This window comes from Oceaniovalibus sp. ACAM 378 (assembly GCF_008085915.1).
Classification (GTDB): Bacteria; Pseudomonadota; Alphaproteobacteria; order Rhodobacterales; family Rhodobacteraceae; genus Oceaniglobus.
This window is the reverse complement of record NZ_VSJK01000014.1, coordinates 1-12,768: the sequence shown is the minus strand read 5'-3', so window position 1 is coordinate 12,768 and position 12,768 is coordinate 1. Positions and strand designations below refer to the sequence as shown.

Genomic DNA, 12,768 nt, shown 5'->3' with positions numbered 1-12,768 from the left:
AAAGCAAGACATCAGAGCGGGACTCGGGCGCGTCGGTGCGATCCCTCTTTGGTGTTTCAAGCGTGCGCGCCGTGACCAGTGGAGCGTATGAACGCGAGCGTTATTGCTACGCCAGATATGCCTTCAGGGCCGCTTCTGCGCCTTCTTTCCAGATCATCGCCAGCCAGTCATCAAAGGCATCGGCGAAGGGCTCGACCTGGGCAAGGTCGCCGTAGAAACGGCGTTGCTCCAGCCAGGCGCGGGGGCGGATCCGGGCGGCACTGGCGGCGGCCTGCAGATCATCCCAGACCGGATCGTTGGGCGCAATGGTGGTGCCGTCTTCGCGGGTGCCTTCGCACATTCGTGCCCAAAGCGCCTCGACCAGAGCCAGACCAGTGACCGGAGCACCCGATTTCAGCGCGTCGCGGATGACGGGCAGAACGAAACCGGTGTGGCGCGACGATCCGTCAAAGGCGACGCGGCGGGTTGTGTCGTGGATCTCGGGATTGGAGAAACGCCGGTCGATCAGATCGACATAGTCGTGCGGCGTCATGCCGGGCACGGCGGTGACATGCGGTACGATCTCGTCCAATTCGACCTTGCGAAAGAAACCGTGGATCAGCGGGTGCGCCATGGATTCTGAGATGGTCGCGACCGAAAGGATCTCGCCCACATTGGCGATGATCTGATGGCCGGCGTTCAACAGGCGCAGCTTCATCGCCTCATAGGCGTGGACATCATCGGTGAATGTCGCCCCCACCTTGTCCCAGTCCGGGCGACCGGCGCAAAAGCGGTCTTCGATCACCCACTGGCGAAAGTTTTCATGGGTAACGGGCACCGCGTCGGCGACACCGAAATCACGCGCCAAGGCCAATTCCGACGGTCCCGTGGCGGGGACGATGCAGTCGACCATCGCGTTTGGAAAGGTGCAATTGGCATCGATCCAACCGGCCAGATCGGCATCAGCCAGTCGCGCAAGGCCGACCACTGTCCGGCGCAGGATATCGCCGTTGCCCTGCAGGTTGTCGCAGGACTGGCAGGTGAACGGGCCGTTGCCTGCGTCACGCCGTTGCCGCAGCGACGCAACCATTGCGCCAAAGGCGGTGCGCGGACTGCCCGGATTGGCGGCGTCGTGGGTCATGTCGGCGTGACCCGCGTCGAACCCGCCATCACCGGTTTGATAATAGCCGCCTTCCGTCACCGTCAGGGCGACGATGCGAATGGCGGGTTGCGCCATTGCGGCGATCAGGGCGGCGTTGTCGGCCTGTACCGGGACATAGTCGATCATCGACCCGGTCACCTCGGCCGATTTGCCGGAGGGGTCGAGCTCGATCAGGGTGGTCAGGCAATCCTGCGCCAACATCCTGTCGCGGGCGGCGGCATCCGAGGGACGCACGCCTGCGCCGATGATCGCCCAGTCATGGGCGTCGCCCATGTCCATCAACCGGTGCAGGTACCACGCCTGATGGGCACGGTGAAAATTGCCCAGACCGATATGGACGATACCGGGCGACAGATCGCCGCGTCCATAAGACGGCACACGAACGGCGTCGGGCAGATCGGACAGCGTGGCAAGCGTGAGGGGCGTGGCCATGGGGCCTCCTTTTGCGGTGGCGGTGCGGCGCGGGGGCGCTCAGCTCATCCACTGACCGCCATCGACGTTATAAGTTTGCGACACGATGTAGTCGGCCTCGGACGAGGCGAGAAAAACCGCCATGCCGGTCAGATCGGCAGGCACCGCGAAACGCCCCGCAGGCACCCCGGCAGCCACTTCGGCCTTTTTCTGGCCGGGTTTCTTGCCTTCCAGCCGCGCGAAGGTCGCGTCGACATGTTCCCAGTGTTCCCCGTCAACGACACCGGGGGCGATGGCGTTCACGTTGATGCCGTGGCGGATCAGATCAAGCCCCGCCGATTGCGTCATCGAAATGACGGCGGCCTTGGTGGAACAATAGACCAGCACCAAAGGTTCGCCACGGCGCCCGGCCTGTGACGCCATGTTGATGATCTTGCCGCCGTGGCCCTGTGCAATCATCTGTTTCGCGGCGGCCTGCATGGTGAACAGCGTGCCCGCGACGTTAACGCCGATGAGCCGGTCAAAGGTGGCGCGGGTGATATCGACGGTTTCGGAGGCGTCGAACAGGGCGGCGTTGTTGATCAGGATGTCCAGCTTGCCCGCGTGGGAAACCACCGACGCCATGGCCACGTCAATGCTGGCCTGATCCGAAACGTCGATCTGCACCGCATAGGCGCCTTCGCCCAGCTCCTTTGCCGTGGCCTCTGCCGCCTCAAGGTTGATATCGGCAATGGCGACGGTTGCACCTTCGGCGACGAAACGTTCGGCAAAGCCCCGCCCGATGCCACGGGCGGATCCGGTGATCAGGGCCGATTTGTTGGCTAATCGTGTCATGCGATCCGCAGCCCTTTGGCGTCAAAGCGGTGAATCTTGTCGGCCTGCGGCTCCAGATAGATCGTGTCGCCATGCCTGAGGCCAACTTCGCCACCGGCACGAACGGTCATCGGTTCGTTCATTTCCGGGATGTGGACGTGGAAAAAGGTGTCGGAGCCAAGATGCTCGGACACGCCGACCTTGCCGGTGAACGTACCGCCGGTGTCCACCACATCCAGATGCTCGGGCCGGATGCCGATGGTCGTGGCGTCGTGTTTGGCCGCCGCGGCACCCCCCATAAGATTCATCTTCGGACTGCCGATGAATCCGGCAACGAACGTGTTGCGCGGTGCGTGATACAGGTCCAGCGGCGATCCGACCTGCTCGATATGCCCGGCCCGCAGCACGACGATCTTGTCGGCCATTGTCATCGCCTCGACCTGATCGTGGGTGACATAGATCATCGTGGTCTTCAGCGTGCTGTGCAGTTCGCTGATCTCCATCCGCATGCCAACGCGCAGGGCCGCATCAAGGTTCGACAGTGGCTCGTCAAACAGGAAGGCAGCCGGTTCGCGCACGATGGCGCGGCCGATGGCGACCCGCTGGCGCTGACCACCGGACAGCTGGCCGGGCCTGCGATCCAGATAATCGGTCAGGTTCAGAGCATCCGCCGCCTTTGCAATACGGCGATCCTGTTCATCCTGCGGCATACCCGCCATCTTCATCGGAAACGCGATGTTCTTGCGTACCGACATATGCGGATAAAGCGCGTAACTCTGGAACACCATCGCCAGACCGCGCTTGGCCGGGGGCAGGTCGGTGGCGGGTTTGCCGTCGATGCGGATTTCCCCGCCCGACACATCCTCAAGCCCGGCAATCAGGCGCAGCAACGTGGACTTGCCGCAGCCCGAGGGGCCGACAAAGACCACAAACTCGCCATCCTCGACGGTCAGATCCAGCGGTGGGATGACTTCGACTTCACCGAATTTCTTTTGCACTTTGTCGAGTGTGATACGTCCCATGGTGATCTCCTTATTTGACCGCGCCGAAGGTCAGACCCCGGACAAGTTGTTTCTGGCTGAACCAGCCCATGATGAGGATCGGAGCGATCGCCATGATCGAGGCGGCGCTGAGTTTGGCGTAGAACAATCCTTCGGGTGCCGAAAAGCTGGCGATGAACTTGGTCAGCGGGGCGGCGTTTACGGTGGTCAGAAGGATGGTCCAGAACGCTTCGTTCCAGGCCAGAATGATGTTGAGCAGGATGGTCGAAGCGATGCCCGGCACCGCCATCGGGGTCAGCACATAGATGATCTCGTTCTTCAGGTTTGCGCCGTCCATCCGCGCGGCTTCAAGGATCTCACCGGGGATTTCGCGGAAGTAGGTGTAAAGCATCCAGACGATGATCGGCAGGTTGATCAGCATCAGGATCACCACCAGAAGAATGCGGCTGTCCATGATGCCAAAGTATTTCGCGATCAGAACCAGCGGATACAGCACGCCGACGGCAGGCAGCATCTTGGTCGACAGCATCCACAGCAACACGTCCTTGGTCCGTTTGCCGGGCACGAAAGCCATCGCCCAAGCCGCAGGCACCGCGATCAGGATGCCCAGCAGGGTAGAGCCCACTGCAATGATGATCGAGTTCATCAGCGCCAGCGGATAGTTCGACCGCGCCAACACGGTGCTGTAGTTCTCAGTCGTCCAGTCGAAGAACAACCAGACCGGCGGGTCAGAGATTGCCGTGGACTCGGACTTGAAGCTGGTCAGGAAGGTCCACATGATCGGAAAGAAGATCATCAGGCCGATGCCCCAGGACAGGGCGGTCCACATTAACTTTTTACGGGGTGAAATTGCGCGTGCCATTGTTCAGGCCCCTTCAGTTATCAAGGTTCTTGCCGACGATGCGCATCAGGAAGATGGCAACGAAGTTGGCAAGGATGACGGCGACGATTCCCCCGGCAGAGCCGAGGCCGATGTTCTGGCTTTCCAAGACGCGCTGATAGACGAGATAGGTCAGCGTGCGGGTGCCAAAGGCGCCATTGGTGGTGACGAAGATTTCCGCAAAGATCGACAGCAGGAAAATTGTCTGGATCAGGATGACCACCGTGATTGCGCGCGAAAGATGCGGCAGGATGATGTACCAGAACCGGCTGAGCGGCGGCGCGCCGTCCATTTCCGCCGCCTCAAGCTGTTCGCTCGACAGGGACTGTACGGCGGTCAGCAGGATCAGCGTCGCGAAGGGCAACCATTGCCAGGCCACGATGATGACGATCGAAAAAAGCGGCGATTGTGACAGGAAGTCATAGGGTTGCGCCCCAAAGAACTTGAACAGATACGAAAACAGCCCGTTGTCGACGTTGAAGAACATGTTCTTCCACACCAGTGCCGAAACCGTCGGCATGACGAAGAACGGCGCAATCACCAGGATGCGCACAATCCCCTGCCCGAACATCGGCTGATCCAGCAGCAACGCCAACACGACGCCGCCGGCGATGGTGATGCTCAGGATACCGCCGACCATCCACAGCGTCGTGCCCAACGAGGACAGAAATGACGACGATGTCAGGAACGACACATAGTTGTCGAAACCGATCCACGCATCAAAGGTCGCGCGCATCGGCCGATAATCGGCGAACGAAAAGTACAGTGTCATGCAAAGGGGCACCAGCATCCACACCAGCAGCACAAAGACGGCTGGTGCAATCATGATACGTGCCGATGATTTGGAATGTTCTGTCGCCATGACTGGCTCCTCCCGACAGCGTGGTCAGGGGCTTTCGCCGACCGCTGGATTGGCCTGCGGAAATCCCTGAAGGGGGATTCCGGGGCCAGGTGTATCCGCCCCCGGATCGTCGGTTGCCGTGGCTCAGTAGCCCGCAGCTTCCATTTCTTCGAGGGTCAGCGCCTGCGCATTTTCCAGCGCTTCTTCTGCGGTCTGATTGCCTGCCAGCGCGTTCGAGAATTGCTGGCCGACCTGGTTGGCAATGCCCGCAAACTCGGGGATCGCCACGAATTGGACCCCGGTGTAGGGCACTTCTTCCACGGTCGGTTTCTGCGGATCGGCTGAGTTGATCGAGTTCAGCGTCATCTGCGCGAAGGGTGCCGCGTCCAGATAGTCCTGGTTCTCATACAGCGAGGTACGCGTTCCCGGAGGGACGTTGGCCCAGCCTTCATTCTCGGCAACCAGTGCAGTGTACCCCTGCCCCGTCGCCCAGCTTACAAAATCCTTGGCCACGTCCTGCTTTTCAGAGGAGGTCGGGATTGCCAGGCTCCACGCCCAGAGCCAGTTGCCACGCTTGCCAAGACCGGTGTCGGGGGCCAGTGCGAAACCGACCTGGTCGGCGACAGTCGAATCCTTCGGATTGGTAACAAAGGACGCCGCCACGGTAGCGTCGATCCACATGCCGCACTTGCCTTGCTGGAACAGGGTCAGGTTTTCGTTGAACCCGTTGTTCGCAGCACCGGCAGGGCCGGATTCCTTCATCATGTCGAGATAGAAGTTCAGCGTATTGGACCACGCCTCGCTCTCGAACTGGGGGGCCCAGTCCATATCAAACCAACGCGCACCGAACGAGTTCGACATGGCGGTCAGGAAGGCCATGTTTTCACCCCAACCGGCCTTGCCACGTGCACAGATGCCGTTGATCTCGTTGTCACGGTCGGTCATCGCGGCAGCGGCTTCGCGGATGAAGTCCCAGGTCGGCGCCTCGGGCATTTCAAGACCGGCCTTCTCCATCAGGTCCTTGCGATACATGACCATGGAGGACTCGCCATAGAACGGCGCGGCGACAAGTTCACCGTCAACAGTCAAACCGCCACGAATGGCCGGCAGCAGATCATCGGCATTCCAGTCGTCGGCCATTCCTTCGTTCAGCGACACCAGCCAACCGTTGTTGCCCCAGATCGGTGCCTCATACGTGCCGATTGTCATGACGTCATACTGACCACCACCCGTAGAGATGTCGGTGGTCACGTTCTGACGCAGGACGTTTTCTTCCAGAACAACCCAGTTGATCGTGTTGCCGGTGTCCTTCTCCCACTGCGGAGAAAGGCTCTGCATCCGCACCATGTCACCATTGTTCACGGTGGCGATGGTAATCTCCTCGGCCAATGCCACTGATGCCAGTCCGGCCATGAGGCCCAGACCGACGGTGGTGCCGAGCATTCTTTGCTTCGTGTTCATAGTAGTCCTCCCGAGACGCTTTTTACATGCGTCAATATTAATCTCGGGAAAGACCTTACGTCAACATAAAGTTTCAAAAACGCCGGAGATTGCGCAGCATTCAGCCGTTTACTCAGGCGGATTCGCGAATTTTGAGCACGCCGTCCATCAGCGTAATGGCATGATTTCCGGACTGTTTTTCCGCGCTGCATTTTTCCAGCAGACGGTCGACTGCGGCCTGACCGATCGCAGCCACATTCTGCGCGACCGTCGTCAAAGCGGGCGTTGTATACGGGCAAAGCGGATAATCATCGTGCCCGGCGATTCGCAACCCACCCCTGCGCAGCGCGCCCGGCTCAAGCCCGTGTTGCGCTGCCGCTCGCAGAGCCCCGATGGCGACGCGGTCGTTCGCACAGAGGATGGACGACTCAAGCAACCGCCCCTTCGAGAACTGATCGTTCAGAACGGCCAAACCGTGCGCCTCGAAGTGCCATTCCTGACGGACAACTTCCGCACCGATCACGACTGGCTCAAAGCCCAGCAGTTCCATCTTGGCCACATAGGCATTCTCACGCTCCAGGGCGTTGAAGTTTACGCGCGGCATTGCCAGAAAAATCGGCGGGCTCCCCACCCGGCAAAGATACTCCGTAATCACACCCGTACTCTGCACATGATCTGTGCCCACAAAATCCACATCCGTCAGCGGTTTTGGGCGCGAGTCCATCAGCACGAACGGCAATCGCGCGTTCAGCCTTTCATACACACGCATATCGCTGTGGTTCCCCAGAGGCGCCACAATCGCCCCATCGACGCTCATCGACAGGAACGTCTCTGCCGCCCGCTTTTCGATCTCGGGATCGGAGTGAGAGCACTGGGTAATGACGGTATAGCCGGCTTTCATCGCCGCCCGCTCGATCGATTCCAGAAGCCGCGTAAAGAACAGATCGTTGAGATAGGGGATGATCACGCCGATCATCCCGGTCGTCTTGCGGTTCATCCGTGTGGCGAAAAAATTCGGGGTATAGTCAACTTTTTCCAGCCCGCGCCTGATCCGCTCGACCGAGGATCGGCTGACTTTTGCGGGGTCCTGAAAGTAACGCGACAAGGTGGGACGGGACACGCCGATCGCAGCCGACAGCTCTTCCATCGTGTGAATTTCCGGCTTTGGCATCCCTGGCTTTCCTCACAATTTCGTACACCCGTGCGACGATATGGCAAAACTTCGGGAAAGTCCGCACTCAATTTTTAACATGCGGAAAGAAAATCGTTACACGGACCTACCCTGCGAGAAGGAACAGCCGGTGCGGAAAGCGAGGGTGATCGTGACCCGAGAGGTCACTGTCCAGCTGGGCAACGGTCCTTGCATTTTGGCGGCTTCGCCCTTAGATATAACTCTCCGGTCGCTTGATCGAGCGCACCACACCCTTTCTGAGATCAACCCCAACGCTTTGGATTGCCTGAAGCTGTTGCTGACGTTACGGGCCAAATTTCATCGCCGCCAAAAGCGCCGTTGGATATGGCCGATTTTTGCGACCTCTGAACTTATTCGATTTTACCGCACGCCATCCAGATGGTGCTTCCCGGTGCATGATGCTCAGGTTTTCTGCAACTACTGCAGGAACAAACCGAGCTTTTACTTTTCTCTACAAGCGTTCAATTTCTGGACGATTTGCCAACAGCCATGCTCTCTGGCTGCGTTTTCGAAGTCGATTTACGCCCTATCGATGCCCTTACCCGAGCCACGGGTAAGGGCTTAACATGGGCGCGCCATTTTCGTGGCCGATGGTCAGGAAGTAGAGGGAGCTTGACGTTCTTTTGGATAAATTTCTTCTTTTCACACCCGGACCAGTAAATGTAGCCGAAAACTTGCGGTATGCGATCTGTCGGGAAGACATCTGCCATCGTGAACCTGATTTCGATGACCTGCTTGCCAGTATCGAACAGAAGATCCTGTCGCTGTTCCAGATCAGAAACCGCAGGGCTTATCGGGCCGTGGTGATCACCGGCTCCGGCACAGCTGCCAACGAGGCTCTTTTGTCGTCTGTTGTCGGCGACGGCGAGATCCTGGTCCTGTCAAACGGCGAATTTGGCGAGCGTTTGAACAAAATCTCGCGGATCCACAACAGCAAGACCCACCTGATCGAAGTGCCCTGGGGAACTCCGTTTGATCTGCCGCAGATCGAGGCCTATCTGACGGCCCACAAGATTGATGTCGTGGCCATGGTCCATCATGAAACCTGCTCGGGCATGCTCAACCCGCTTGGCCCCATCGGTGCCATGGTCAAGGCATCTGGCGCGACCTTCGTCGTGGATGGCGTCAGCTCGGTCGGGGCGGAACTGGTCGATATGGAAGGCTGCAACATCGCCTTCTGCTCCAGCTCCAGCTCGAAGGCGATCGGATCCTTTCCCGGACTGTCTTTTGTGATCGGCAGCAAGAACCATTTTGAAAAGCTCAAGACCCATCCCGCCAAGACAACTTATCTGAACCTTGCAACGTTCTATGAATTCCTTGAAAAACACAGCCAGACGCCGAATACGCCCGCCGTACCGCTTTTCTTTGCGTTAGAGCAGGCATTGACGGACCTTCTGCGCGAAGGCGTAAACAAGCGCTTTGCGCGCATCATGGCCCGCGCAGAGCTGTTGCGCATCGGGATGCGCAGGCTGAACCTCGAATTCCTGATCGATGAGGCCGACATGTGTTCGATGCTGACAACGGTCCGGGTGCCGCCGAGCGTCTCGGTTCGCGACATCCGCGAACGACTGCGTCAGAAATCCATCATCATCTATGAAGGTAAGGGGTGTTTTGCCGGCCGGGTGTTTCAGGTCGGCAATATCGGCGAGCTGTCAGACCATGACATCCGCTACTTCCTCGCTTCACTGAAGGATGTGCTGCTGACGTTGCAGGCCGAAGCTGCCGATCTGGTCGCCGCTGTCAGGCCGAAGCGCGCAACAGTGGTAAGGTTGCCGATCCCTCTCCATGCATTGGCGAAGGTGGTATCATGACAGACAAGCTTACGCGGCTTTGGGCAACCAAGACGAAAAACGATGAGTGGTGGTCCTCGTTCGTCACAGCGCCTCTGGCCATTGTCGCCAACTATGGCGTTGTTGATCTGCCGTGGGTCACGCCGAACCGGATCACGGCGGCGTCGTTTCTGGTCGCCATTGCGGCAACAATCGGAATTCTGATTGGCGGCACCGGATGGTTCATCACAGCGGCTATCCTGATCCATGCCAGCCATATCCTTGATTGTATGGATGGGCAGATGGCGCGCTATCGAAAGGTGTCGTCGCTGGTCGGCAGCTACTATGACCGTGTGACCGATCAGGTGCAGGTCTCGCTCTGGTTCGGTGCGGCGGGCTATGCGGCCTATGCGCAATCGCTGAGCGTCGTGCCGGTCTTTCTGGCGATGATCGGCATCGCGTTCTACGGCCTGCGCGGTTACGTTAAGTATGTCGCCATGCAAATCGAATCGGCGCGCGATCCGGGATATCCTGCGTCTATGTCCAAATCGGGTCGGGCCGAACCCACAGCGGGCCTCGGGTTTGGTCTGCGCGCCAACATCAAGTGGTTTCTTAAGGAACAACCAAAGGCGCTCAAGTCGGATGAAGGTGTCTTTATCTTCATACTGTCGGCGGCGCTCGTGTTTGATCAGCTGACACCGATGCTTTGGATCTTCGCCATCAGCCAGATCTACTGGGGCATCTACTGGTCCGTGAGGCGGGGGATGAATTTCGCCGCCGACCGGCAACTTCCGATCCAGAAATAACCGTCTGAAACGGCGCAATCGAAGGATACAAATAACCATGAAATATGAAAACACCCGCCCTCCCATGGCCGTCATTCTGGCTGCCGGCATCGGTTCACGCCTGTCGCCTCTGTCGGATAATTGCCCCAAGAGCCTGCTGTCTGTTGGCGGCTCACTCATCCTGGAACGGATGATCCGCAATTGCCTGAGCTGCGGGGTTTCCCAATTTGTTCTTGTACTTGGCCACCGGGCCGATCAGATCCGGCAATTTGTCGACAAGACCTTCCGGGGAATCCGTGTTACCTATGTGGTCAACGACCGATACCGCGATACCAACACCGCTTACTCGCTCATGCTGGCCTCGCCGGCCATCGGAACGGCGGCGTTCATCAAGTTCGACGCCGATGTCGTGTTTGACGTCAAGATCCTGCGCGATCTGATCGACAGCGATATGCCCAACGTTCTCTGCATCGACCGCAACATCGCGCTTGAAGACGAAGAAGTGAAGGTCATCGTGGATGACCGGATGCAAGTGCTTGAGATCAGCAAGACCGTCGATCCAAAAGAGGCCGTGGGCGAATCCATCGGCATCGAAAAAATCAGCGCCAAGGCCGCTCCGCTTCTTTTCGCAGAACTAACCCAGATGATGGAAAACCCGATGCATTATCGGGACTATTACGAGGCGGCTTACGAAAGGCTGCTTGCAAAAGGCACAGACTTCCACGCTCTTGATATCACCGGGCTGAAATGGACCGAGATTGATACGGCCGACGACTTTGCTGCTGCAAACACCATGTTTGGATCGCCGGTCACAACCGTGTCGCGCGGCCAGCAACGGGCGCAGGAAGAAGTCGTCGTGAAAGTGACCACACCAACCTGAGTTTCAGACATCAGACCCCTGACCACCTCTCAATAAAGATCTGAGAACAACCCGCAGCCAAGCCCCGCCATCCCGGCATTCGATGGCTGCATATTGGAAGGACCTACCATGGCCAAAGGCAACAACATGCGTGGCAACAAAGAGGCCAAGAAACCGAAACAGGAGAAGCCCAAAGCCTCTGCGGCGGCCAATCCTCTGGCGGGAAAGCCAGCGCTGTCGATTTCCGGGAAGAAAGTTAAGTAAAACCGGCACTCCGACTGCTAGACCAATAGCCTTGGTGACGGAAATACCGTTGAAGGCATATTTGTGACCGACCATTGCACCGGGCTTTTGCGATAGCCACACCGCCCACATCGGCACTCCGGATTAATGAGTGCCGATGTTGTCGTTGACGCCATACCCATCGATCCGATATTCCGCTGAGCAGGCACGTTGTACCCGTGACATCGCTGTCTCCATTGGCGAAGCTCGTATAGCCGAACATCGGATCGGAAAATAATCCATGAAAGCCAACGAGTCGATGACACTTGCGTTTAGCCTCGGACAGGGTGGCTACGATGTAGCATTCGCCGACGCCGTAGAAAGTCAGCGCCAATATTGCGACAAACATGGCTACAGATACATCTGTGTATCTGAACCCGGCAGCCCATTACTCGGGCGTGAAAATATATGGCTCAAGCCGTTTCTGCTTTACGGCGCATTGCTTAAAAATGACTTTGTTCTCTATCTCGATACAGATGTTAAAATCCAACCGGGCTGTCCTGCCATCGATCAAGCGGTTTCTGACCAAAACCCGATTGGCGTGGTGGCTGGTCACTCAGGCCGAGTGAATGCCGGCGTGATACTGGCCCGCCGGAATCCGCAGACGCTCAGCTTTTTTGCCAAATGGGTCGCCAGCCTCGGCAGGCCGATTGCCGCCCGGCACGACGTCGGTTGGGGCGAGAATGGACACCTGATCCGCCTGGTCGAAAAATATGGCATTCAGCCAATCGATACACGTTGGAACAACACATTCGATCCAAAACTCGACGACTACATGCGCCACTATACTGGCCCCTTGCGCAGTGAATACAGCTTTGAGGGGGAGTCTGAAGACGCCTGGAACCAGATCCTTAAAGATCTTGAAAACTCAAAAGAAATGGATCCGGTTGATATCATCACCTCTTTTGCAGAGTTGAAGAAAGTTTATCAGCGCTCTGCACCCGAGGAATTATTCGCGTCGTTTGAGGAGTGCTGGGAGGCCATCAGAGAACTTGTAATCCCTTCGGATTCTCCTCTCGGAACAGATGATACATGGGGTGACCGCCACGTTTATGTTGCCGAGGAAATCGCCGATTCCTCGCCCAATGCCTACGTCGTGACTCTGAAGGACGGCCTGGAGCGTGCCCTCCAGGCCAAGAATGTCACAACCGGAGTGACGCCGTTCTGGGACCATTCATTCAGGCAAGGCGATATCCTTCACATCGAATGGATCGAGTCACTGTTCGGCAGGGCAATCGCGTTTGGCTCACGCGTCTTACAGCCCATTGAGAACGCTGCATAAGAATGCCTCATCCCAGCCAGCTCGCTTGAGTTTGATGCTGAGAGAGCCTTTGGATGTGTCGCGTCGGACGAC

At 58.1% G+C, this 12,768-nt stretch carries 12 protein-coding genes; 5 read left to right on the top strand and 7 right to left on the bottom strand.

Going from position 1 to position 12,768, the window contains the following annotated elements:
* Positions 1-106: 106 nt before the first annotated feature.
* The 7 genes from FQ320_RS17955 to FQ320_RS17925 all read right to left on the bottom strand — a co-directional run bounded on the left by FQ320_RS17955 (position 107) and on the right by FQ320_RS17925 (position 7,698).
* Positions 107-1,573, bottom strand: coding sequence for a mannitol dehydrogenase family protein (locus tag FQ320_RS17955; protein WP_148474716.1), 1,467 nt, complete (start codon positions 1,571-1,573; stop codon positions 107-109).
* 39 nt (positions 1,574-1,612) lie between these two features.
* Entirely contained in the window at positions 1,613-2,386 is a 774-nt protein-coding gene (locus FQ320_RS17950) for an L-iditol 2-dehydrogenase (protein ID WP_148474715.1), read from the bottom strand.
* Positions 2,383-3,387, bottom strand: a complete 1,005-nt coding sequence (locus tag FQ320_RS17945; RefSeq protein ID WP_148474714.1) for an ABC transporter ATP-binding protein — start codon at positions 3,385-3,387, stop codon at positions 2,383-2,385. Before FQ320_RS17945 ends, FQ320_RS17950 begins: the two co-directional genes overlap by 4 nt.
* A 10-nt stretch (positions 3,388-3,397) precedes the next feature.
* Entirely contained in the window at positions 3,398-4,228 is an 831-nt protein-coding gene (locus FQ320_RS17940; RefSeq protein WP_148474713.1) for a carbohydrate ABC transporter permease, read from the bottom strand.
* A 13-nt stretch (positions 4,229-4,241) separates the two neighbouring features.
* The gene (locus FQ320_RS17935) at positions 4,242-5,108 is read right to left on the bottom strand and encodes a carbohydrate ABC transporter permease (RefSeq protein ID WP_148474712.1); all 867 of its coding nucleotides are present in this window, start codon (positions 5,106-5,108) and stop codon (positions 4,242-4,244) included.
* A gap of 123 nt (positions 5,109-5,231) precedes the next feature.
* Entirely contained in the window at positions 5,232-6,548 is a 1,317-nt protein-coding gene (locus tag FQ320_RS17930) for a sugar ABC transporter substrate-binding protein (RefSeq protein WP_148474711.1), read from the bottom strand.
* 112 nt (positions 6,549-6,660) lie between these two features.
* Complete coding sequence (locus tag FQ320_RS17925) at positions 6,661-7,698, bottom strand: LacI family DNA-binding transcriptional regulator (RefSeq protein WP_255509590.1); 1,038 nt, start codon at positions 7,696-7,698, stop codon at positions 6,661-6,663.
* Between the two features lie 644 nt (positions 7,699-8,342).
* Between FQ320_RS17925 and FQ320_RS17920 the strand changes: the two genes are divergently transcribed.
* The 5 genes from FQ320_RS17920 (at position 8,343) to FQ320_RS17905 (ending at position 12,696) form a co-directional block, all read left to right on the top strand.
* On the top strand, positions 8,343-9,530 hold the full coding sequence (locus tag FQ320_RS17920; protein ID WP_148474710.1) for an alanine--glyoxylate aminotransferase family protein: 1,188 nt from the start codon (positions 8,343-8,345) through the stop codon (positions 9,528-9,530).
* Positions 9,527-10,294 carry a CDP-alcohol phosphatidyltransferase family protein gene (locus tag FQ320_RS17915; protein WP_148474709.1) on the top strand — a complete coding sequence of 256 codons (768 nt, stop codon included), beginning with the start codon at positions 9,527-9,529 and terminating at the stop codon, positions 10,292-10,294. The genes FQ320_RS17920 and FQ320_RS17915 overlap by 4 nt, the downstream gene beginning before the upstream one ends.
* 37 nt (positions 10,295-10,331) lie before the next feature.
* Positions 10,332-11,153, top strand: a complete 822-nt coding sequence (locus FQ320_RS17910; RefSeq protein WP_148474708.1) for an NTP transferase domain-containing protein — start codon at positions 10,332-10,334, stop codon at positions 11,151-11,153.
* A 108-nt stretch (positions 11,154-11,261) separates the two neighbouring features.
* The gene (locus FQ320_RS26520; protein ID WP_255509589.1) at positions 11,262-11,396 is read left to right on the top strand and encodes a hypothetical protein; all 135 of its coding nucleotides are present in this window, start codon (positions 11,262-11,264) and stop codon (positions 11,394-11,396) included.
* A 259-nt stretch (positions 11,397-11,655) separates the two neighbouring features.
* Positions 11,656-12,696: a hypothetical protein gene (locus FQ320_RS17905; RefSeq protein WP_148474707.1), complete on the top strand. Its 1,041-nt coding sequence runs from the start codon at positions 11,656-11,658 to the stop codon at positions 12,694-12,696.
* Positions 12,697-12,768 lie beyond the last annotated feature (72 nt).

What these genes read in the sequence shown, in the direction of transcription:
- FQ320_RS17955 (WP_148474716.1), bottom strand. Translation starts at nt 1,573, where the DNA reads ATGGCCACGCCCCTCACGCTTGCCACGCTGTCCGATCTGCCCGACGCC.
- FQ320_RS17950 (WP_148474715.1), bottom strand. Translation starts at nt 2,386, where the DNA reads ATGACACGATTAGCCAACAAATCGGCCCTGATCACCGGATCCGCCCGT.
- FQ320_RS17945 (WP_148474714.1), bottom strand. Translation starts at nt 3,387, where the DNA reads ATGGGACGTATCACACTCGACAAAGTGCAAAAGAAATTCGGTGAAGTC.
- FQ320_RS17940 (WP_148474713.1), bottom strand. Translation starts at nt 4,228, where the DNA reads ATGGCACGCGCAATTTCACCCCGTAAAAAGTTAATGTGGACCGCCCTG.
- FQ320_RS17935 (WP_148474712.1), bottom strand. Translation starts at nt 5,108, where the DNA reads ATGGCGACAGAACATTCCAAATCATCGGCACGTATCATGATTGCACCA.
- FQ320_RS17930 (WP_148474711.1), bottom strand. Translation starts at nt 6,548, where the DNA reads ATGAACACGAAGCAAAGAATGCTCGGCACCACCGTCGGTCTGGGCCTC.
- FQ320_RS17925 (WP_255509590.1), bottom strand. Translation starts at nt 7,698, where the DNA reads ATGCCAAAGCCGGAAATTCACACGATGGAAGAGCTGTCGGCTGCGATC.
- FQ320_RS17915 (WP_148474709.1), top strand. Translation starts at nt 9,527, where the DNA reads ATGACAGACAAGCTTACGCGGCTTTGGGCAACCAAGACGAAAAACGAT.
- FQ320_RS17910 (WP_148474708.1), top strand. Translation starts at nt 10,332, where the DNA reads ATGAAATATGAAAACACCCGCCCTCCCATGGCCGTCATTCTGGCTGCC.
- FQ320_RS26520 (WP_255509589.1), top strand. Translation starts at nt 11,262, where the DNA reads ATGGCCAAAGGCAACAACATGCGTGGCAACAAAGAGGCCAAGAAACCG.
- FQ320_RS17905 (WP_148474707.1), top strand. Translation starts at nt 11,656, where the DNA reads ATGAAAGCCAACGAGTCGATGACACTTGCGTTTAGCCTCGGACAGGGT.